General features: G+C 34.7%; 21 protein-coding genes. 12 read left to right on the top strand and 9 right to left on the bottom strand.

The window, feature by feature from the left end; translation table 11 throughout:
* Positions 1-274: 274 nt before the first annotated feature.
* The 3 genes from ABEG63_RS13330 (at position 275) to gldG (ending at position 3,317) form a co-directional block, all read left to right on the top strand.
* Positions 275-823, top strand: coding sequence for a CopD family protein (locus ABEG63_RS13330; RefSeq protein ID WP_346585436.1), 549 nt, complete (start codon positions 275-277; stop codon positions 821-823).
* A gap of 90 nt (positions 824-913) precedes the next feature.
* Positions 914-1,642: an ABC transporter permease gene (locus ABEG63_RS13325; RefSeq protein WP_346585560.1), complete on the top strand. Its 729-nt coding sequence runs from the start codon at positions 914-916 to the stop codon at positions 1,640-1,642.
* 4 nt (positions 1,643-1,646) lie between these two features.
* Positions 1,647-3,317 carry a gliding motility-associated ABC transporter substrate-binding protein GldG gene (gldG, locus tag ABEG63_RS13320; RefSeq protein ID WP_346585434.1) on the top strand — a complete coding sequence of 557 codons (1,671 nt, stop codon included), beginning with the start codon at positions 1,647-1,649 and terminating at the stop codon, positions 3,315-3,317.
* Between the two features lie 56 nt (positions 3,318-3,373).
* On the opposite strand, the gene ABEG63_RS13315 is transcribed toward gldG, so the two are convergent.
* Together ABEG63_RS13315 and ABEG63_RS13310 are read right to left on the bottom strand one after the other, a co-directional pair.
* Positions 3,374-3,601, bottom strand: a complete 228-nt coding sequence (locus ABEG63_RS13315) for a hypothetical protein (RefSeq protein WP_346585432.1) — start codon at positions 3,599-3,601, stop codon at positions 3,374-3,376.
* A gap of 49 nt (positions 3,602-3,650) precedes the next feature.
* Positions 3,651-4,565, bottom strand: coding sequence for a helix-turn-helix transcriptional regulator (locus ABEG63_RS13310; protein ID WP_346585430.1), 915 nt, complete (start codon positions 4,563-4,565; stop codon positions 3,651-3,653).
* A 54-nt stretch (positions 4,566-4,619) separates the two neighbouring features.
* Between ABEG63_RS13310 and ABEG63_RS13305 the strand changes: the two genes are divergently transcribed.
* Complete coding sequence (locus ABEG63_RS13305) at positions 4,620-4,763, top strand: hypothetical protein (protein ID WP_346585429.1); 144 nt, start codon at positions 4,620-4,622, stop codon at positions 4,761-4,763.
* Positions 4,764-4,938: 175 nt separating this feature from the next.
* Here the strand turns inward: ABEG63_RS13305 and ABEG63_RS13300 are convergent, their stop codons facing one another.
* The 5 genes from ABEG63_RS13300 to ABEG63_RS13280 all read right to left on the bottom strand — a co-directional run bounded on the left by ABEG63_RS13300 (position 4,939) and on the right by ABEG63_RS13280 (position 9,271).
* Positions 4,939-5,778, bottom strand: a complete 840-nt coding sequence (locus ABEG63_RS13300) for an SDR family NAD(P)-dependent oxidoreductase (RefSeq protein ID WP_346585427.1) — start codon at positions 5,776-5,778, stop codon at positions 4,939-4,941.
* A gap of 431 nt (positions 5,779-6,209) precedes the next feature.
* Entirely contained in the window at positions 6,210-6,947 is a 738-nt protein-coding gene (locus tag ABEG63_RS13295; RefSeq protein WP_346585425.1) for an SDR family NAD(P)-dependent oxidoreductase, read from the bottom strand.
* 141 nt (positions 6,948-7,088) lie between these two features.
* Positions 7,089-7,658 carry a Crp/Fnr family transcriptional regulator gene (locus ABEG63_RS13290; RefSeq protein ID WP_267406092.1) on the bottom strand — a complete coding sequence of 190 codons (570 nt, stop codon included), beginning with the start codon at positions 7,656-7,658 and terminating at the stop codon, positions 7,089-7,091.
* Positions 7,659-7,746: 88 nt separating this feature from the next.
* Positions 7,747-8,568 carry a DUF2314 domain-containing protein gene (locus tag ABEG63_RS13285; RefSeq protein ID WP_346585423.1) on the bottom strand — a complete coding sequence of 274 codons (822 nt, stop codon included), beginning with the start codon at positions 8,566-8,568 and terminating at the stop codon, positions 7,747-7,749.
* Between the two features lie 274 nt (positions 8,569-8,842).
* Positions 8,843-9,271 (bottom strand): DUF4268 domain-containing protein, encoded by a 429-nt coding sequence (locus tag ABEG63_RS13280; RefSeq protein WP_312399328.1) that lies wholly within the window; start codon positions 9,269-9,271, stop codon positions 8,843-8,845.
* A 154-nt stretch (positions 9,272-9,425) separates the two neighbouring features.
* Here ABEG63_RS13280 and ABEG63_RS13275 point away from each other — a divergent pair, with 154 nt between their 5' ends.
* The 6 genes from ABEG63_RS13275 to ABEG63_RS13250 all read left to right on the top strand — a co-directional run bounded on the left by ABEG63_RS13275 (position 9,426) and on the right by ABEG63_RS13250 (position 14,192).
* Complete coding sequence (locus ABEG63_RS13275) at positions 9,426-9,833, top strand: Rrf2 family transcriptional regulator (RefSeq protein WP_267406099.1); 408 nt, start codon at positions 9,426-9,428, stop codon at positions 9,831-9,833.
* An 89-nt stretch (positions 9,834-9,922) separates the two neighbouring features.
* Positions 9,923-10,615: a phosphoadenylyl-sulfate reductase gene (locus ABEG63_RS13270; RefSeq protein ID WP_346585421.1), complete on the top strand. Its 693-nt coding sequence runs from the start codon at positions 9,923-9,925 to the stop codon at positions 10,613-10,615.
* 22 nt (positions 10,616-10,637) lie between these two features.
* Positions 10,638-11,546, top strand: a complete 909-nt coding sequence (cysD, locus tag ABEG63_RS13265) for a sulfate adenylyltransferase subunit CysD (protein ID WP_346585420.1) — start codon at positions 10,638-10,640, stop codon at positions 11,544-11,546.
* A 135-nt stretch (positions 11,547-11,681) separates the two neighbouring features.
* On the top strand, positions 11,682-12,926 hold the full coding sequence (locus tag ABEG63_RS13260; RefSeq protein ID WP_346585418.1) for a GTP-binding protein: 1,245 nt from the start codon (positions 11,682-11,684) through the stop codon (positions 12,924-12,926).
* Entirely contained in the window at positions 12,923-13,810 is an 888-nt protein-coding gene (locus ABEG63_RS13255; protein ID WP_346585416.1) for a sulfite exporter TauE/SafE family protein, read from the top strand. The genes ABEG63_RS13260 and ABEG63_RS13255 overlap by 4 nt, the downstream gene beginning before the upstream one ends.
* A gap of 91 nt (positions 13,811-13,901) precedes the next feature.
* Entirely contained in the window at positions 13,902-14,192 is a 291-nt protein-coding gene (locus ABEG63_RS13250; RefSeq protein ID WP_267406104.1) for a putative quinol monooxygenase, read from the top strand.
* A gap of 251 nt (positions 14,193-14,443) precedes the next feature.
* Here the strand turns inward: ABEG63_RS13250 and ABEG63_RS13245 are convergent, their stop codons facing one another.
* Both ABEG63_RS13245 and ABEG63_RS13240 read right to left on the bottom strand, forming a co-directional pair.
* Entirely contained in the window at positions 14,444-15,721 is a 1,278-nt protein-coding gene (locus tag ABEG63_RS13245; RefSeq protein ID WP_346585414.1) for a T9SS type A sorting domain-containing protein, read from the bottom strand.
* Positions 15,722-15,936: 215 nt separating this feature from the next.
* Positions 15,937-16,764, bottom strand: coding sequence for a choice-of-anchor J domain-containing protein (locus tag ABEG63_RS13240; protein WP_346585412.1), 828 nt, complete (start codon positions 16,762-16,764; stop codon positions 15,937-15,939).
* A gap of 95 nt (positions 16,765-16,859) precedes the next feature.
* Here ABEG63_RS13240 and ABEG63_RS13235 point away from each other — a divergent pair, with 95 nt between their 5' ends.
* The gene (locus ABEG63_RS13235) at positions 16,860-18,962 is read left to right on the top strand and encodes a TonB-dependent receptor (RefSeq protein WP_346585411.1); all 2,103 of its coding nucleotides are present in this window, start codon (positions 16,860-16,862) and stop codon (positions 18,960-18,962) included.
* Between the two features lie 13 nt (positions 18,963-18,975).
* On the top strand, positions 18,976-20,091 hold the full coding sequence (locus ABEG63_RS13230) for an HmuY family protein (RefSeq protein WP_346585410.1): 1,116 nt from the start codon (positions 18,976-18,978) through the stop codon (positions 20,089-20,091).
* Positions 20,092-20,123: the final 32 nt, after the last annotated feature.

Genomic DNA, 20,123 nt, shown 5'->3' with positions numbered 1-20,123 from the left:
CCCCCCCCCCCCCCCCCCCCCCCCCCCCCCCCCCCCCCCCCCCCCCCCCCCCCCCAACCCCAAAAGCGAAAAAGAGCTCAAACATGCCGCTCAATCCGGGCTAGGAAATGGTTGTTTCAACCCACTATTTACCTTTTTATAAGAAGACAATTATTTAAGGTTTAGATTCAAAAGAATAATTAATTCTAAACATAAAACAACAAAGGCAATATTTATTCTATTTTCTATCAAATATTTTTATCATTAACATTATATTTGCCATTATTTTTTTCAAATGCTTTACACTATAATAAAAGCGCTTCACATTATCTTCATGGTAAGCTATTTTGCGGGAATTTTTTATCTCGTGAGAATTTTTGTTTACTATAAAGATACCGATGAATTTCCCGAAGAAAAGAAGAACATTTTGAGGGAACAGTATAAATTCATGGCGAGAAGACTGTGGAATATTATTACCGTTCCGGCGGGCGTAATCATGGCGGTTTGCGGTTTGGTGATGATCTTTTTGAATCCTGGACTGATGAAGATGCCTTGGTTTCATTTAAAACTAACCTTCCTGATCGGTTTAGCCATTTACCATTACTGGTGCTGGAGGAAGGTTTTACAATTAAAAGAACTCAACGGAAGTACACTGGAAACAGCGAATATAAAATTAAGACAGGCCAACGAGATTGCAACCTTCATTTTGTTTCTGGTTGTCTTCACCGTGATCTTAAAATCTCAGGTCATTGAATATTGGTGGCAATTAATCGCCGGATTTTTCGTTTTGGTATTTTTGATCATGATGACCGTGAAACTGGTTAATAAGAATAAGAAAAAGTAATGATTTGGTTGCTGGTTAACAGTTTATAGTTGATGGATGAGAAATCTAGCAACGATCAACCAACAACAATCAACATTTGATAATAAAACTATGATTGCAATTTTTAAAAAAGAACTTTGGAGTTACTTTGGAAACTGGAGCGCATGGGTAATCATTGCCGCATTCAGTTTAATAAGTACTCTTTTTTTGTTTTTTTTCGATAACGATTCTAATATTTTCGAAATCGGACAGGCTTCTTTACAAAGTTATTTTGTTTTAGTTCCTTGGTTGCTAATGTTCATCATTCCTGCACTTTCCATGAAAACTTTTGCGGAAGAACAGCAAACGGGAACATTGAACTGGCTTTTTTCTCAACCTCTGAAAGTTTCAGACCTGGTATTTGGAAAATTCCTTTCCGTTTGGGTAGTCGGGATTTTATGTCTTATTCCATCGTTAATTTACCTTTATACGGTGTACGTTTTAGGCGTTCCGGAAGGAAATATCGACATGGGAATGACCTTCGGAAGCTATTTCGGATTGATTATCCTGATTGCAACTTTTTCAGGAGTTGGAATTTTAGCATCTTCACTGTCTCAGAATCAGATTATGGCTTATTTGTTGGGCGTTTTTATGTGTTTTATCATGTATTTTGGAATCGAGCAGCTCGCAAGTTATAAACTACTGGGAGGCGCAGATTTTATTCTTCAGAACATCGGTTTCTATCAGCATTTCTTAGGTTTTACAAGAGGCTTGATCGATTTTAAAGATATCGCGTATTTCGTTTTTGTTATCGGCCTTACATTAGCATTGTCCAATCATTTTATCAATAAAAAGAAGTAGAATTATGAAGAAGATATCATTCAAATCTCCATTAGGAATTTTACTGTTTGTGATCCTTCCGTTAGCTATCATTTTAGCAGTTACGGGAATCCGATTGGATTTAACAAAAGAGAAAAGATATACCCTTTCCGATAACACGGTGAAAGTATTGGAATCTGTGAAAAAACCGGTAACGGTAGAAGTTTACCTTGAAGGAGATTTTCCTGCAAGTTTTAAACAATTGCAGAGCGAAACGAAATTTATGCTGGAAAATTTCAGAAAAATTAATCCAAAAATAGATTTTAAATTCATTGATCCCATTAAAACCAAAATGTCGAAAGACAGCCTGATGGCCATGGGAATGCAGCCTTCTGTTCTTCCCGACATCAAAGACGGGAAAGTTTCACAAATCGTTCTGTTTCCTTATGCGGTGGTAAAATATGGAAGCAATGGCGTTTCTATTCCGTTGGTGGTACAGCAGACAGGAATTGATGCTGATGAACAGTTGAGAAAATCAATCGAAAATCTGGAGTATAATTTTGTTTCAAATATTAAAAACATCGCGGTTGATAAAAGAAAAAAGGTCGGAATTTTAGTTAATCAGGATGAATTAAGTCCTGAAGAATTTCAGGGTTTCATGCATCTGGCATTAGAAAATTATGATGCCGGACCTGTTATTCCTAAAAACCAAACAGAACTTACGTTGGCAGATGTTCCGTTGTTGAAGCAAATGAGCGCTTTGGTGATTGCAAAACCGAGAAAAGCATTTACAGACAATGAAAAAGTGATTTTGGATCAATATATCATGAACGGCGGGAAAACACTTTGGATGATTGATGCCGTAAATGCTGAAATGGATACTTTGATGAGGTCTCAAAAAGTGATGCCTTTCCCCGTAGACATCAATATGACTGACTTTTTCTTTAATTACGGATTAAGAATCAACCCGGCGCTGGTAAAAGATGTAAAGAAGTTCGCTTTGCTAAAGCTGGTAACAGGCGAAGTAAGCGGGAACCCTCAGTTTACAACACTTCCGTGGCCGTATTATCCGTTGGGAATTGCTGAAAATGATCATCCGATCACAAAAAATATCAATCCGGTAAAATTTGAATTTCCGACTTCCATTGATACATTGGGCGGAAGAAAAAATATCAAAACAAAAGTTCTTTTCGAATCGAGCGAAAGGACTTTATTGAAGCAGGTTCCTAATTATGTGGAATTGAAAGAGGTAGCAAGCGTAGACAGCCTTGGACAAATGGAAAAACCAAGCACTCCGAAAATTTATGCGGTGGCTTTGGAAGGTAAATTCAACTCAGCCTATGCTTCCAGAATTGAAAGAAAAGGATACCCGAATTTTAAAGGCTCAAGTCCTGAAAATAAAATGATCGTCATCGCAGACGGTGATGTGGGGCGAAATAAAATTGTAAAAGGTGAAGCATTACCTTTAGGCGTAGATCTGATGACCAACGAACAGTTTGGAAACGAACAATTCCTGAGAAACGCACTAGATTATTTGCTGGATGACAGCAATTTGATCGATTTAAGAAACAGAAACATTGAAGAAAGACTTCTCGACAGACACCGAATTAACGAAGAAAAAAGCAACTGGCAGTGGTTTAATTTGCTGCTTCCGCTCGTAATCATCGGGATTTTAGGAGGTTTATTCTTCTGGTTGAGGAAGAAGAAGTTTGGATAAATGATATAGAAAAAGAGAAGTTTTTGGCTTCTCTTTTTTGTTATGTGATATTTTGATTATTTAAATTCAGAAAGTAAATCATTAGAATTAGTAATTCTATCATTCGTTGAATCTTCCAATGATTGATCAATTCTGGAATTTAATTCTTCAATTGAAAAAGGTTTATTATTGCCATCTTTCTCCAATTTAGACAAAATATATTCTTCAATTTTATTAAAGAAACTTTCATCCTGAAGTTGAGCAAGATAAGTGATGAGATTTAATTTTCTTGTTTGAATATCCATGACTGATATATTTAAATCAAAATTACAAATTAATTTTTAATGAAAATGATCAATTAAACAACCTCCTAAACTCCCCCGGCGACTGATTCGTCTTCTGTTTAAACAACTTACTAAAAGACTGAGGATGTTCAAATCCCAGCTCATAAGCAATTTCACTGACAGATAAGCTCGTTGTGCTTAGTCGTTCTTTCGCGTGATCGATCAGTTTATTCTGAATGTGCTGCTGCGTATTTTGTTGGGTATGAATTCGCAATAAAGTTCCCAGATAATTGGGTGAAATATTCATCTGTTCGGCGATGAATTTTACAGAAGGAATGCCGTTTTCGAGAAGATTTCCGTTTTCAAAATATTCGGAAAGTACTTCTTCAAATTTATCCAACAGTTCATGACTTGATTTTTTTCTTGTAAAAAACTGTCGCTCATAAAAACGTTCAGCATAAATTAGGAATAATTCAAGCTGGGCAACAATCAATTCTTGGGTAAATTTGTCAATGTTGGTTTGATATTCCTTTTCAATATTTTTAAATAAATCAACAATAATTTTCTCTTCTTTATCTGACAAAAAAAGAGCTTCATTGATCTGATAACTGAAAAATTCATAAGACTTTATTTTCTTAATAAGAGAAGTTCCCCAAAGAAAATCGGGATGAATCAGCAATAAATATCCGGTAGGTTCCACTTCGACATCGGGCTTCATTTCAAGGCTTAAAAACTGAAGCGGAGAAACAAAACATAGCACACCGGAATCAAAATCGTATTCCTGTTGCCCATAATTAAACTTGGCATTAACATTCCTCTTCAAGCCGATGGAATAAAAATTCTGAATCCATTTCAGCTCTGTATCATCAGTAGGATAGTTCACTTTACTGTAATCGATCAAGCTGATCAACGGATGTTCAGGATTTGGAAGATTGCAGAACGCATGAAAATCGGAAAGCGTATTAAAACGAAACGTATTTTTCATAATGACTAAGTTATTTAATTATTTTGAAAGGTGAATTGAATTTTAAGTAATAAGATGATGAGGAGATCCTTCGACTTCGCTCAGGATGACATCGCTAATACTAACCGTTACAATTATTACGGAAAGTTTCACGGTGTCATCCTGAGCGGAGTCAAAGGATCTAAACGACCTAGGAAACTGAAGCGTAAAGAAAATTAAAAGTTAAGCCGTTAAGAAATTCTCACTGTTCGAAGCGCGAGATAAAAGTTGAATCAAAGAACAAATCTTGAATTCGCGCAAGTTTTGAGAATTTTAGGATTAAATTTTAATTTTTAGCATTCAGTTTCCAAGTCTTGAATTTTTGTTTCTTTTGTTTCAAGACAAAAGAAAGTGTTTAAATCACAGTAGAATACGTCAGTTCACTCCATTTCTCTGCATCGCTTGTAATGGTTTTAATTTTGTTATTCAAAAACTCATCAGTTCCGCTTCCCAGCAGGAAATGTACAGGCGGATTTTCAACTTCGCTGATGGTAATAATAGCTTCTGCTCCTTTGTCGGGATCGTTGGGCTGATTTCCATTGATTTCATCCAGATGAGCCTGCTCAGAATTTCTTGCCGCTTCGTATTCAGGAATTGAATTTTCCGGAGTTCTGACAGATTCTTTGGATAAGAAATCAGTTCTGAAATATCCAGGATAAACCACAGTCGCTTTTACCCCAAAGTCTTTCACTTCTTCAGCCAAAGCTTCCGTTAAGCCTGCCACGGCAAATTTTGTCGAACAATAAATTCCCCATCCCGGAAAGTTTCCTGAATAGCCGCCAATAGAAGAAATATTGAAAATATGTCCGGATTTTTGTACACGGAGATGAGGCATTGCGTTTCTGATCACGTTCAATGTTCCAAAAACATTTACGTCAAAATTAGCTCTTGCTTCTTCATCAGAAAGCTCTTCCAAAGTTCCCAGTTGACCGTAACCTGCGTTGTTTACCACAACGTCTAGCTGTCCGAAATGTTGAACTGTCTTTTCGATGGCCGATTTTACATTTTCATTGTCGGTTAAACTTACTTCAAGCGGTAAAAATGTTTCCGAAATCTCTCCGATTTCAGCGATCAGCGACTGTACATTTCTTGTGGTGGCAGCCACACGATAATTTTGTTCAAGTAATTTTTTAATTAAAGATAATCCTAATCCTTTTGAAGCTCCTGTCACAAACCATACTTTTTTTGTTTCCATTTTTAAATATTTTATTGTTGTTAAATGATGATACAAAGATGGCAAGATGGAAGATGGTAAAAGTAGCTGGATCAACGAATGATGTATCTGAATCGTGAATGTTTCATTTTTAATGAAAAAAAATATTCACGTCTGAGTCTCAGACGAGTCAAAATATTTTCTTTACGTCTGAAGTTCAGACGAGCCCAACTTAAACTAGTTTAGGTAATCTGGAACTCAGACGAACAGAACTACTATTGCTTTATACTTTCTGAAGTTCAGACGGGCAGAATTAAAACTGGTTTATAGAATCTGAAGTTCAGACGAAGAGGTTTAAAATGGGTTGAAGCTTTCTGAGATTCAGACGGATAAAATTTATTTTTTGGGAGCTACTTATAAATAAAAAAGAGAACCCCCGAAAAGCTTCTCTTTTTGATATATTTAAACAAATTCTACCAAGGGCTTACTTCAATACCATCTTTAATTTCATTGCTGTAGAACTTACCGGTAGGCGCATCTTTATCCGTTAATGTATGTTTAATGATAAAGGTTGCTGCACTTTCTACAGAACCGGTACCGTTGTGATGGTTGAAATCTGTGGCGGTATATCCGGGATCAATAGCATTTACTTTAAAAGGCAGATCTTTCAGATCATAAGCCAAGACAACGGTATAGGCGTTCAAAGCTGTTTTAGAAGTACCATAGGCAGCTGTTTTATAATCGTAATATTTCCAGTTAGGATCGCTATGGAATGTTAAAGAACCAAGTCCGGAAGTGATATTGGAGATTCGTGGACTGTCGGATTTTTTTAATAATTCCAAGAAAACCTGAGTGACATTGATGGTTCCAAAGAAATTGGTTTCAAAAACTTCTTTGATATCTTCCACTTTGGTATCTAAAGAATTCTGAGGAACTTCTCCTAAAATCCCGGCATTGTTGATGAGGATATCCAGTTTTCCCTGTTCTTTTTCGATATTATTTTTAGCAGAAAGAATAGATTCTTCTTTGGTGACATCTATTTCGATGGCTTTAATATTTTCAAATCCTTCTTTTGTTAAATTATTGACAACAGATTCTCCTTTTGCAAGATCACGGCTTCCGAGATATACAAATAATCCTTTTTTAGAAAGTTGTTTTACGATTTCCAGACCAATACTTCTGTTGGCTCCGGTAATTAATGCTGATTTCATTTTTTATGTTTTGAATGATGAAGCAAAATTCAGAATTTTAAAAATAAAATCTTTTGCCATTTGACAAAAAATGAAATTTTTATGAGATGGGGGTTGGAAGTTTAATCTTTGAAGCTAAATTTATGCTTCCATCTTACTACTTTAATTAATATTTTTCCTGATTCTGCTTAAAGAAGATTGCGTTACTCCTAAATAAGAAGCAACATAAGATAGCGGAATCTGGTTTATAATATTTGGATAAATTTCCAGAAATTTAAGGTAACGTGTTGTGGCATCTTCTGCAACTAACGGACTTCTTCGTTTTATTTTCTGAAGTAAAGCATGAGAGATCATTTTATTAACCATAATATTCCATTGTTCAATTTCTACAAGAAGTCTTTGCCAGTCTTCCCTTGAGAATACAATAAATTTACAGTCGGTCATTGCCTGGATGCTTCCATCTGAAGGGGTAAGGTTATTAAAACTTTCTATATCAACCACAAGATTATTTGCTTCAACAAAATATTTGGTTATTTCTTCACCTTTTTCGTCATGATAATAAACGCGAAGGATACCTTCAAAAATAAAGGCTACCTTATGATGAATTTTTCCTATCTCAGAAAAATGTCCGTTTTTGCTTACATTCAAAGTGGTCACATTACTTAAAATAGTATTGATTTCCTCTTCTTTCAACTTGCCGAATTGTAAAAAGTATTGTATTAATTCTTTCATATCGGAAAGTTAGCTAAAAAGATGCACATCAGATAAAATAAAAAAGAGAAACCCGAAAGCTTCTCTACCTATTGTTTTCAAATTAAAATTAATTCTGCAAAATAGGAATCAAATGTTCCCATTTTAGTTGTTTAGCGTAATCTAAAGCCGTTTTACCGTTGTTTGCTTTTAAATTTTTATCGGCTCCGTGCTCTAAGAGTACTTCAATCGAGCTTAAATTTCCGGCAATTGTTTCTTTGTGAAGAAGAGATAAACCTTCCTCGTCCAGATTGGTCAATTCATTCGGATAATCCTTTAAAAAAGTGATAAAACTTTCCTTCATATTTTTGCTCATGGGATGTTCAGTCAGGTTTTCAGGATGTTCCGTTTGCTCGTAAACCACTTCAATATGATTAAAATCTCCAAAATCAAGCCCCCACATGGCATCGTGTTCCTGAAGTTCTTGATCAGACTTCATATCGGCGCGCATTTTATGAATCGTAAATCCTCCGTATGCTTTTGGAATCCGCTCTTCTGAAGACGAAAATAATTTGGAAAGACCTTTTGGTTTTTTAACAGGGGGTGTCATCGCGAAAAGCCAGTCGCTGATCTCATTCAAAGGAATTTCAAAATAATCACCTGCCTGAATGTTGCTAAGATTATTGGGTTCATTAATGAGGTAGCCTTTCACGGTATCTCCATTAAAATCAATATCATTGATCCACATATGTTCAACGATTTCTTCTCCGGTTTCGGGATGTTTTTCAGAAAAAGAAGTTTTTGCACAGGCAAGGCTCATCGCCGGAATAATTCTTCTGTATTCCCAAGACAGTTCTCTCCAGAAATATTTAAAAGTTTCCTGAGCTTTTTGGTAAGCTTCAATCATTTTAGGATCGGCTCCGTCTGTGAAGATGAACGTGTTTTCTTCCATGAAGTTAATATTTTTTGTGATTTAATAATTAGAAATATCAATGTGAATTTTACTGAAAAGCATTATGAATACTTATAAATTGATATTTTTAGTTTGACTAAAATACAAAAATTATTTAAACGGAAGTTTAAGTTTTATGTGAATTTTCTACGCTATTTTTCAAACCTTGTTAATTCAGGTTTTATTGGTAGGCTTATTTTATTTTTCCTGATTTTATTTTGCTTTATGAAAAACAATTTTGCTTTCCTGCACATAAAAACAGGAACCATAATTGTTAAACATCTTTTATAAAATCTTCATATTCATAATAAAACCTTTCAAACCCATCCATTTTATCAACAAAAAACTCAAAAGCTTCCTGCCATGTATTCTTATTGAAAACCGAAATTCCTTCCTTTTCTACCCAAATTCTGCTGATGACTTTTCCGTTTTCAAGCGTATAAAATTCTTCTTTATGGAAATCGCCGATAAAATCTTTCAGAATATCTTCGAGAGACCAAATCTTGTTGTAATAAGCATCGCGGAAAATTTCATCTTTCATTTCGATATCCAAAGAAACCTCTGCTTTTTTCTTATCTGCATAAAACTTAAACGAGAAATCTTTGATCTTGGTATCATACAAAATCCATTTTCTCGGAAAAGACTTTCCGAATGCCGTCCAAAACTCCTTTTTTAATTTTTGCGCTTCCTCTTTACTGAACATGATACAAATGTAGGAAAAAAGTAAGAAGCAAGTAAAAAGGTAAAAGAGCCAAGTATATGAAAACTTTAGGCTCGAATGATAATTCTTTTCACCCTTACTTTTAACTTTTGCCTTTTTACTTTTAACTTAATTCTTTTTTCTTAATTTTGCTGTAATGCTGTCAAAAAAATCTCAATATGCTTTTAAGGCGCTGTCATACCTTGTAGAAAAAAGGAATGACGGGCCTATTCTGATTTCTGAAATCGCGGAACACAAAAAAATTCCGTTAAAATTTCTGGAAAATATTTTGCTTGAATTAAAAAAAGCAGACATTCTCGATAGTAAAAAGGGAAAAGGTGGCGGATATTTTTTCAAAGAAAATCCTGAAAATGTGAAGCTTGCCAAAATTATTCGATTGGTGAACGGACCTATCGCCATGCTGCCTTGTGTAAGTCTGAATTTTTATGAAAAATGTGCCGACTGTAATGAAGATCACTGTAGTTTGCACGATGTTTTGATTGAGGTTCGGGATGCATCTCTTAAGATTTTAGAAGAAAAAACGTTACTGGATTTGATCGACTGATCTAAATCCTTTTTTTTGAATAATTAGTCTACTTGTTTGGTAGGATAATTATTTTATCAGATATTTGCATTACTTCAAATGAACAAAATATGATTTCAACAGAAGATGCAGATATACTGAAACAGCTTTCAGCAGAGGAAGGATTGAAATTCATCTCCGAAAAATTCTCAGAGGGAGTGGTTTTCTCCACATCGCTTGGTCAGGAAGATCAGGTGATTACAGATATAATTTTCAGTCAGCAATTGCCGATAAAAGTGTTCACTTTAGATACCGGAAGACTTTTCTACGAACATTACGATTTACTTTCCAAAAACAATTCAAGATATAAAATAAAAACGGAAGTGTATTTTCCGGAGGCTTCTGATGTGGAAAATTACGTGAATGAAAAAGGAATGAATGCCTTTTATTATTCCGTAGAAAACAGGAAAGAATGTTGTTTCATCAGAAAAGTAAAACCGTTGAACCGTGCATTGGAAAATGCAAAAGTATGGATCACGGGGTTACGTTCTGAACAGTCTGAGAATCGTGAAAATATGCAGGTTTTAGAATGGGACGAACAAAGAAACCTTTACAAATACAATCCACTGATCCACTGGACTTATCAGGATGTTTTGGATTATCTTGAAAAAAATAAAGTCCAAGATTTGCCTTTGCATAAAAAAGGATTCATCAGTGTGGGTTGTCAGCCCTGTACAAGAGCAATTGAACCTGGAGAAAACCTTCGTGCCGGACGTTGGTGGTGGGAAAGTTCACATAAAGAATGCGGTCTGCATTCAAATTAATTAAAAAATCTTTCAAATAATAATGAGTAACTATACATTAGATTATCTGGAGCAGCTGGAGGCAGAGAGCATTTATATTATGCGTGAGGTGGCTGCACAGTTTGAAAAACCGGCTTTGCTTTTCAGTGGTGGAAAAGATTCTATCACTTTGGTTCATCTGGCGAAAAAAGCATTTGCTCCGATGAAGATTCCGTTTCCTTTGGTACATATAGATACGGGGCACAATTTCCCTGAAGCCCTTCAGTTCAGAGATTATCTGGCTGAGCATTTGGGTGCTGAATTAATTGTAAGAAAGGTAGAAGATACTATTAAAGCTAAAAATTTAACCGAACCTAAAGGAAAATTTGCTTCCAGAAACTGGCTTCAAACACATACTTTATTAGATACAATTGAAGAATTTCAGTTTGATGCCTGCATCGGCGGAGCGAGAAGAGATGAAGAAAAGGCGAGAGCTAAAGAACGTTTTTTCTCGGTTCGTGATGAGTTCGGGCAATGGGATCCGAAATTACAACGTCCGGAATTGTGGAATATTTATAATGGAAGAATAAATAAAGGTGAAAATGTAAGAGTTTTCCCAATTTCAAACTGGACGGAACTGGATGTTTGGAATTATATCCGAAAAGAAAATATTCAGCTTCCTTCGATTTATTTTGCGCACGACAGAGAGGTGATTGAATATGACGGTCAGCTGATTGCCGCTTCGGATTTTATTCAGATCGATGAAAGTGATGAGGTGATTACGAAAAGAGTTCGTTACAGAACCGTCGGAGATATGACCTGTACAGCAGCTGTGGAAAGTGATGCGGAAACTTTAGACAGCGTGATCAACGAAATCATCGCTTCCAAAATTTCTGAGCGCGGCGAAACCCGAATCGATGATAAAGTAACGGAAGCCGCAATGGAAGACAGAAAAAAAGGAGGTTACTTTTAATAAATAATGGGCAATGAGTAATAAGTAATGCAAAATATCCTGCATATTTTACTCATAGCTTAATATTAAATTATCAAAGATGAGCGGTTTGAAAAAATTACTCATTACCAATTACTTATTACTAATATTATTTACGTGGACATATTAAGATTTATAACAGCCGGAAGTGTAGACGATGGGAAAAGTACCTTGATCGGAAGACTTTTGTATGACAGTAAAAATATATTGATTGACCAGCTTGAAGCTTTGGAAAAACAATCAAAAAATAAAAACGAAAACGGAGTAGATCTTGCCATTCTTACAGACGGACTTAGAGCCGAAAGAGAGCAGGGGATCACTATTGATGTGGCTTATCGATATTTTTCGACTCCAAAGAGAAAATTCATTATTGCCGATGCGCCGGGACATATTCAATACACCAGAAATATGATTACGGGAGCGTCTAATTCTCAGTTGATTATTATTTTAATTGATGCTAGACAAGGCGTTATTGAGCAAACGAGAAGACACTCGATCATTGCTTCATTATTAAAAATGAAAAATGTGGTGGTTGCCATCAATAAGATGGATTTAGTTGATTATTCTGAAGAGATTTTTAATGATATTAAAGCGCAATATCAGTTGGTTGCTCAAAAGTTAGGGCTGGAAAATGTAAATTATTTCCCAATCTCAGCTTTTTACGGCGATAATATTGTAGATGAATCAGAAAGAACACCTTGGTATGAAGGTCCGACTTTGCTTGATTTCCTTGAAAATGTTGAGGTAAATAACAATACCAATCTTGAAAATGCAAGATTTCAGGTGCAATATGTGATTCGTCCACAAACGGATGAATTGCATGATTACAGAGGATATTCAGGCGAGATTATTTCAGGAATTTACCAAAAAGGAGATCAAATTACTATTCTTCCGCAAAATATTGAAACGACCATTTCAAAAATTGAAACGGGAGGAAAAGAGGTTGATCTTGTTTTTGCCAATCAGCCGGCTGTGCTGCATTTGGAGGATGATATCGATGTAAGCCGCGGCGATTTTTTTGTGAAAATAGAAAATCAGCCGAAAGTGGAAAATGAAGTGGAAGCGATTGTCTGCTGGCTGGATAAAAAAGAACTGAACGAAGGCAATAAATATTTCATTCAGCATAAAAGTAAAGTGGTAAAAACCATCATCAAAGAAATTGAATATAAAATTGATGTCAATACCCTTGAAAATATTCCGATTTATTCTGGGATTAAACTGAATGAAGTGGTAAAAGTAAAATTGAAAACGGCTTCACCCCTTGTTTTTGACAGTTTTAATGAAAATAATGATACCGGAAGTGCAATTCTGATTGATGAAACCAGCAATTCTACGGTAGGAGCTGTAATGATTTTATCATGATGGTGATCTCAAGAAAAATCCAGATTAGGCTCAACGTTCTTTTTGTAACGGTTGCCGTTTTGTTCATTGTCGCTTTTTCAATGTATGAAATGGGCTATCTGGATGAGCTTTTTGTGATTTTAGCCAAAGACGATTATATTTTTTACTGGATGATGCTCGTCGGAGTATTGGCTGAAATCGTTGCGGGATCAATGGGCATGGGCTATGGGGTAATTTGCACAACGACGCTTTTATTCCTGAATATTCCGCCGCATGCTGTAAGTGCCAGTATACATTCTGCGGAAAGTTTTACCACTGCCGCAGGAAGCGCGAGTCATATTAAACTGAAAAATGTAAGTAAAAGTTTAGTTAAAAAACTAGCTATTCCGGGTGTAATTGGTGCTATTCTCGGTGCTGTTGCCTTAACGTATCTGGGTGAATATTTTTCTAAAATCACGAAAACAATTATTTCTTTTTACACTTTATATCTTGGTATTAAGATTTTATCGAATGCTTTTCAAACCAAACAGGATAAAAAACTGAAGAAAAAGACGAATCTTACGAGATTAGGGGTAATAGGAGGTTTTATTGATGCCTTTGCCGGCGGAGGTTGGGGACCTTTGGTGACAGGAACTTTAATTAAAAATTCTTTTACTCCGAGGTTTGCGGTGGGAAGTTCTACGGTTGCAAAATTTATTCTGACGGTTACGGCTGCGGTCACATTTATCTTTACGTTGGGTGTTCAGCATTGGAATATTATTCTCGGACTTTTGATAGGTGGAATTTTTACCGCTCCTTTTTCTGCAATGCTGACTGCAAAACTTCCTGTGAAGAGTATGTTCGTTATCATTGGAACTTTGGTGATCGTTATGAGTTCGATTACGATTTACAAATCTGTTTTTTAAGCATAAAATCTGTTAAAGTGGAAAAATAAAGCGAAGAAAAAATAATTTGACTTCGAAAATAATTTACTTTTACAGTCTAATTTAACAGTACATGAATTTACATATCGTTGCGCTTTTTAAGTTTAATGAAAATTATTTGATGGAAGCGGTAGAATTGTTTCAGAATTTGGTGAAAGAAACAAGAAAAGAAGAAGGTTGTCTTCAATATGATTTGGTTGAAGATAAGGATAATAAAGGAACTTTCTTCCTGATCGAATTATGGGAAAGCGTAGAACATCATAATCGTCACAACGGACAAGATCATTTGCTGGATTTCCGAAAAGATGCTTCGAAGATCATGGAAAAATCGATAGAAGTGTATAAGGGATTTAAGATTTATTGATTTAAAAAGATAAAAGATAAAAGATAAAAGATAAAAGATAAAAGATAAAAGATAAAAGAATTTCGTTAACTTCTATCAACTATCAACTATCAACTATCAACTATCAACTATCAACTAAAAAGTATAAAAGGCTGCCTTACGATCTGTAAAGCAGCCTTTATTAGAAAAAATAGAAAGTATTAAAATTTAGATTTTTTGAATTGATATTGGTCTGAATTAAATTCATGTTTGACCATTTACAATTCACTTTTTTATTTAACAATCAGCTTTTTGGTTTCAGAACTTCCACCGTAAGTGATTTTAACTAAATAATTTCCTGGGATCAGTCTAGACAAGTCTAAATCCTGTTTGTAGAATCCGGCCTGATTGGTTAATTCTGCCTGATAAACCTGTTTTCCTGTAAGATCAAACACCTGTACAGTTCCTTTATTATCAAGTTTTTCTTTAACATCAAATAAAACAGTCACTTTTTTATCTGCCGTTGTAGGGTTTGGATAAATACCGAAAGAAGCTTTTTTTCCAGCAATATCTGTAACACCTAGCACAGAAGTGATATTTTTATATTTAAAGTACATGTTTCCTGTAGTTGCTCCACCGTTTGAAATGAAGTACATTCTGTAATACTCACTTCCTTTTTTAATATAATAAACAACGTCTGAGTAAACTCCGGAAATAGGTTTCCAAGAATGCCCAATAGTTGTTATATTAGATGAAAAACTAGAATTGGCAGGCACAGAAAATGTAGAACTAGCTTGTGTTTCTGGTTGAACCTTTGCAACCGTAATGCTTGGACTTTGAATCACTCCTGAAAGCGGATACATCATGATATTATTATAGAATGTATAATATTTTGTAAACATGAAATCCCAAGATGCTTTTGGTGGTTCCAGATTTTCAACTTTTGCTCCCGTTGTAAAAGAAAAATAGTTGAAGTAAGCATCATCAGACCCATTGGCGATTGTTCTTGTTTCTGTTGCTCCCCAAGTTGACGTAGCAGCATTCCATTTAGAATATTTGAAAGTATAAGCACTGAAATAATCTGTAATGGCAAATTTAATATAACTATCATCCGGATACTGTAAAACAAAAATAATTGTTCCATCCACATGGTGAGTTCCTCCATTATAATTACCCCAACCAAAAGAAGCTGAACCTTGTTCAAAAGCACCGTCTGCAAGAGATGTTGTTTGATCCGGATTGTAGATAGGCGCTCCCCAAGAGGATAAATTGGCAATATTGATATTATCCCACTGGCTCATATCATTAGATGCCTCATATACTTTGATATCTTTAGCATCATTTACTCTTGAACCAAAGCTCATTGCAGAATTTCTAAAGAATGCAATGTCCCAAGAATTAGCAGGTTGAGAAACCTGATTATTATTTTGTAGACCAAAAAAAACACGATTTTGATATTGACTTCCCATCGACATATCCACCTGCGTGTATCCTAAAGCATCTGTCTGAGCTAAAACCATTTGTTGAACTGTAAGAACCAGTAAAGAACTCAAAAGTAGTTTTGTTTTCATAATCTTAATGTTTAAATTCTTATTTAGAATGATTCCACAAAACTATGAATTTATTTTTATTGATTCTAAATAAAAAAATGATATTTATCTTGTTTTTATTTAATTTTTTGAAATATTGAGATTTAATGGGCTTTTCGAAGTGGTGTAAAAAGAAAAAGTCGACTTATGAAAATTCATAAATCGACTTTCTTGATATAGTAGTCTAATAAAATCTTTTATTTCTTGATAAATTTAGATTTTGTAGCAGTACCATCTGCTTCTTCGATAAGAACAAAGTAAACTCCTGATTGAAGTTCGCTGATGTCTAATCTTTGATTGTTCAATTTCCCATCTGCTACTTTCTGTCCTAAAGCTGAATAAACCTGAACATTTTTAGGATCTTTCTTAGTTACAAATTGTAGTGCAGTGTTGTCTGAAGTTACTGCAAATTGAGTTTTTGATGCTGATTTTAAGAAATCTGAAGTTCCTAAAACACTAGTAAAATCATATACTACATCATCAAAATCAGCTGCTGTGTGTTGAGCTCCAGCTACAGTATTAACAGTTTTGAAAACAATATAAGATGAAGAAGAACTAGGAATTACTCTTGTAAACGTTTGAAAAGTAGTTTGTTGAGTAATTATAATAGGATCTCCTACAGCCACAAAAGTAGTCATATCTGTAGGGCTCGATGCCAAACCTACTTGTAGTGTTACCTGTGCCGTGTTAGAGCTATTTAATCTTGTTTTAAAGGATAAAGTCTTATCACCTGTCGGAGCTACAATTTGTGGTGAAACTAAATATTGAGGAGTATCCTTATTACCTCCAGAGTATGATGAAACGTACTTATCAGAAGCATTTCCTGCAGTTTCATAGACAATCATCATTGGTGGGGGTGGGCTTGGTGGCATATTCATTGGAGGAAGTACCGCAGACCAACCACCTTGTGGAAATGTTGTATTCCCTGCAGTGAAGTTATTAAAGTTTTCATTAATCGTAGCTACTTGCGCATTAGCTGTAACAGCCGTTAGCATTAAAGTCCCTAAGAGTAGTTTTAAATTCATAACGTTATTTTTATTTAGAATTATTCCACAAAAATACATATTTATTTTTAATTGTTCTAAATAAAGCGCTATATTTGCGAAAAATTTTTGCGTCTATGAAGAAGAAAATGCTTTCTATACTGTCATTGTCTGCCGTTCTATGGGTAAATGCACAGGAAAAAGATTCTCTACAACAGAAAAAAATAGAAGAGGTTGTCATCACAGGGCAATATATGCAACAATCGATCAATAAGTCTATTTATAAAGTTGAGGTAATTGATGCTAATCAAATTAAAAGTATGGCTGCTACCAATGCAGCTGAGGTACTGAATCAATCTTTAAATATTCAAATTACTCCAGATACAAATTCCGGAAATTCTACTGCTAATATCTTAGGATTGGGTGGTGCATATGTTAAAATATTAATCGACAATATTCCTGTAGTTGGGGATACCGGTTTAGGAAGTAATATTGACCTTACAAAACTGAGTTTAAGCAATATCGAGAGAATTGAAGTTGTAAAAGGAAGTATGGGGGTTGAATATGGTAACGGAGCTTTGGCTGGGGTTATTAATATTATTACTAAAAAAAGTAGCACTAAAAAATTAAGCATAAGAGCAGCTTTACAGGAAGAAACAGTAAGGAATAGTTATGACTTAAGAAAAAAAGGTCAGGGAAGACATATTCAAAATATTAATGTAGGGTATAATTTCAATGATAATTGGTTTACCAATATCAGTTTTAATCACAATCAGTTCATGGGATATGATGGCGGGCAACAAGGTTATAAATACTACAAACAGGATAACCTAAGAGGAAAGGATTGGAATCCGAAAGATCAATACGAAGCTAATGCTTTGATAAGATACTCTAAAAGTAAAACATCATTATTTTATAAGGCTTCCTATTTAAATGAAACATTCAATTATTATAACCCTAAGGTTGACAGAGTTTCTCTAAATGACGGACAAGGTGGAGTAACATACCAGAGTTTAGATAGAAATTATAATACAGAACGTTGGATTCATCAGTTTAATATTCAAACAAACTTAGGACATATTCGATACATGGGAGATTTCTCATATCAAAATCAGAATAGAAAGTTCTATGACTATACATACGATATTCCGAGCAAAATCAAGGATACTAACTATAACGAACAGTCTTATTATAAAACAGATGTAATCTATTCTAGAGGGATGTTCAGCAATTTTTTAGACAATAAAAAATTTGATTTCCAGCTAGGTTACGAGTTAGATCATACCAATGGTTATGCTGCTTTAATTGCAGGGGAATTCGACGGAAATAATATTAAAAGAAAAATTTTTACTTACGGGACATTCCTTTCAGCAGAATGGAATATCTCAGATAAATTATCACTAAGACCAGGAGCAAGATTATCCGTAAGTGATAGATTCGATAATCAATTTAATTATTCACTTTCAGCAAGATATAAAACTTCTGAAAATTCTAATTTAAGAGGAGTATTTGGTACGGCAAACCGTTATCCTAATTATGATGAATTGTTTACTTACTTTGTTAACGTAAATCACGACATACAGGGAAATCCAGATTTAAAGCCTGAAAATGGTTATTCTGCAGGATTATTTTGGGATCAGGGATTTGATATTGGAAATGGTTGGAAATTCAATTATAATTTAGAAGCATTATATGTTGATCTTAATGATAAGATTGAAAATGTAATGATCGTAAGACCTTCTACTTATAAATATATGAATCTTGATAAATATAGAAGTTTACTATTTGCAGCTAACGCAAATATTGTAAAAGATCAGTTTTCATTAGGGGTAAGAACTTCATTAAACGGAATTTCAGTGTCTAAGCAAGAGATGGATGTTCAGACTCCAACAGATTTTCAATATAACTTTCAGGTAGGTGCTAATGCTGCTTATAAATTGGAAGGTCCAAAAACTGCATTTAATCTTTACTATAAATTTACAGGGCCAGGTAGACAATACGTTATTGAAAATGAGGCTTTCCGTCTTGCAAAGACTGATGGTTTTCACATGATGGATTTTATTGTTAGTCAGCCATTCTGGAAAGATAGATTAGAATTGGCGGTTGGTGTAAAAAATATCTTTGACGTTACAACAATTAATAGTACAAATAGTACTGCTTCAGGGCATAATGCTGCTACAGACCGTTTGAATCTATATTATGGTAGAAGCTACTTTGCAAGATTAATGTATCAATTCTAAATAAACTAACATTATGAAATATTTAAAAATATTATCTCTTTCTTTAATTGTTGCATTGCAATCATGTTTTTCAGCAGATGAAGATATTGTAGTTATTCCACCTGCTACGGGAGCTACAGCTGAACCCAATGTAGGAGGAGCTACAGAACCTAATCAGGTTTGGATTGATTTAAGTGATATTGATCCGGTTACGGGAAAACCAAAACAAACAACCAATGTAAGAACTGATTGGGAACTTGGTTTTTATAACGGAGATGAATTCCGTGTGATTATTAATGGAGCAATAGGTATGGCAGTGGCAAAAATTCCAAATGCTACAAATATCAATGCTGTTAAAGCTTCTGATGTATCAGAATTAACAAAGGTTGTGCAAATTGGTACATTCACAAGCTCTAATTTACAATACATAGATAATCCTGATGGAAATTTCTTAACTCAAACTACCGGTATTGCTGAAATTAAGGCGAATGACGCAGACAATGCTATTTATTTGGTGAACATGGGTAGAACAATTCCTACAGGAACAGTAGCTAATGGTTCAGTTTCATTAACGGGAGATGCCAGAGGTTGGAAAAAAATTCAGATTCTAAGAACGAACACAGGTTATAAACTAAGATATGCCAATTTAGATGATACTCAATACCAAGAGTATGTAGTTACTAAAAATACGGATTATAACTTTAATTTCTTTAGCCTTCAAAAAGGAATTCCTGTTGAGATTCAACCTAAGAAAAATAACTGGGATATTGTATTTACAGCATTTACAAATGAGGTATTTTTAGGACCTGGGCAAAGTGCAGGAAGCTATTTCTATGCAGATTTTATTACAACCAACATGGAAAGTGGGGTAGGAGCTTACCAGGTAAATGTGCCTTCTGGAGGAACTTTAGATCAGGCATACGGAGCTTTTAAATTGAGCGATATAGATCAGTCTCAGTTCATCTTCAACGATCACAGAGCATTGGGAGATAAATGGCGTACAACCACTGGAGCAAACGGAGCACAAACTTATAGTGATAGATTTTTTATACTGAAAGATGCAGAAGGATTCTTCTATAAGATCAGATTCAATGCGATGACTAAAGACGGAGTACGTGGTTACCCTAATTTTGAATTTGAGCCTTTGTAAAAAATAATCTATAAAATCAAACAAATAGTATA

It is taken from the genome of Chryseobacterium sp. C39-AII1, assembly GCF_039672645.1.
Taxonomy (GTDB): domain Bacteria; phylum Bacteroidota; class Bacteroidia; order Flavobacteriales; family Weeksellaceae; genus Chryseobacterium.
The sequence above is the reverse complement of the archived record's forward strand: the minus strand, read 5'-3'. Positions and strand labels throughout refer to the sequence as shown.

Bases quoted from the DNA above. Each gene is read 5' to 3' on its own strand.
- ABEG63_RS13330 (WP_346585436.1), top strand. From the start codon at position 275: ATGCTTTACACTATAATAAAAGCGCTTCACATTATCTTCATGGTAAGC.
- ABEG63_RS13325 (WP_346585560.1), top strand. From the start codon at position 914: ATGATTGCAATTTTTAAAAAAGAACTTTGGAGTTACTTTGGAAACTGG.
- gldG (WP_346585434.1), top strand. From the start codon at position 1,647: ATGAAGAAGATATCATTCAAATCTCCATTAGGAATTTTACTGTTTGTG.
- ABEG63_RS13315 (WP_346585432.1), bottom strand. From the start codon at position 3,601: ATGGATATTCAAACAAGAAAATTAAATCTCATCACTTATCTTGCTCAA.
- ABEG63_RS13310 (WP_346585430.1), bottom strand. From the start codon at position 4,565: ATGAAAAATACGTTTCGTTTTAATACGCTTTCCGATTTTCATGCGTTC.
- ABEG63_RS13305 (WP_346585429.1), top strand. From the start codon at position 4,620: ATGATGAGGAGATCCTTCGACTTCGCTCAGGATGACATCGCTAATACT.
- ABEG63_RS13300 (WP_346585427.1), bottom strand. From the start codon at position 5,778: ATGGAAACAAAAAAAGTATGGTTTGTGACAGGAGCTTCAAAAGGATTA.
- ABEG63_RS13295 (WP_346585425.1), bottom strand. From the start codon at position 6,947: ATGAAATCAGCATTAATTACCGGAGCCAACAGAAGTATTGGTCTGGAA.
- ABEG63_RS13290 (WP_267406092.1), bottom strand. From the start codon at position 7,658: ATGAAAGAATTAATACAATACTTTTTACAATTCGGCAAGTTGAAAGAA.
- ABEG63_RS13285 (WP_346585423.1), bottom strand. From the start codon at position 8,568: ATGGAAGAAAACACGTTCATCTTCACAGACGGAGCCGATCCTAAAATG.
- ABEG63_RS13280 (WP_312399328.1), bottom strand. From the start codon at position 9,271: ATGTTCAGTAAAGAGGAAGCGCAAAAATTAAAAAAGGAGTTTTGGACG.
- ABEG63_RS13275 (WP_267406099.1), top strand. From the start codon at position 9,426: ATGCTGTCAAAAAAATCTCAATATGCTTTTAAGGCGCTGTCATACCTT.
- ABEG63_RS13270 (WP_346585421.1), top strand. From the start codon at position 9,923: ATGATTTCAACAGAAGATGCAGATATACTGAAACAGCTTTCAGCAGAG.
- cysD (WP_346585420.1), top strand. From the start codon at position 10,638: ATGAGTAACTATACATTAGATTATCTGGAGCAGCTGGAGGCAGAGAGC.
- ABEG63_RS13255 (WP_346585416.1), top strand. From the start codon at position 12,923: ATGATGGTGATCTCAAGAAAAATCCAGATTAGGCTCAACGTTCTTTTT.
- ABEG63_RS13250 (WP_267406104.1), top strand. From the start codon at position 13,902: ATGAATTTACATATCGTTGCGCTTTTTAAGTTTAATGAAAATTATTTG.
- ABEG63_RS13245 (WP_346585414.1), bottom strand. From the start codon at position 15,721: ATGAAAACAAAACTACTTTTGAGTTCTTTACTGGTTCTTACAGTTCAA.
- ABEG63_RS13240 (WP_346585412.1), bottom strand. From the start codon at position 16,764: ATGAATTTAAAACTACTCTTAGGGACTTTAATGCTAACGGCTGTTACA.
- ABEG63_RS13235 (WP_346585411.1), top strand. From the start codon at position 16,860: ATGAAGAAGAAAATGCTTTCTATACTGTCATTGTCTGCCGTTCTATGG.
- ABEG63_RS13230 (WP_346585410.1), top strand. From the start codon at position 18,976: ATGAAATATTTAAAAATATTATCTCTTTCTTTAATTGTTGCATTGCAA.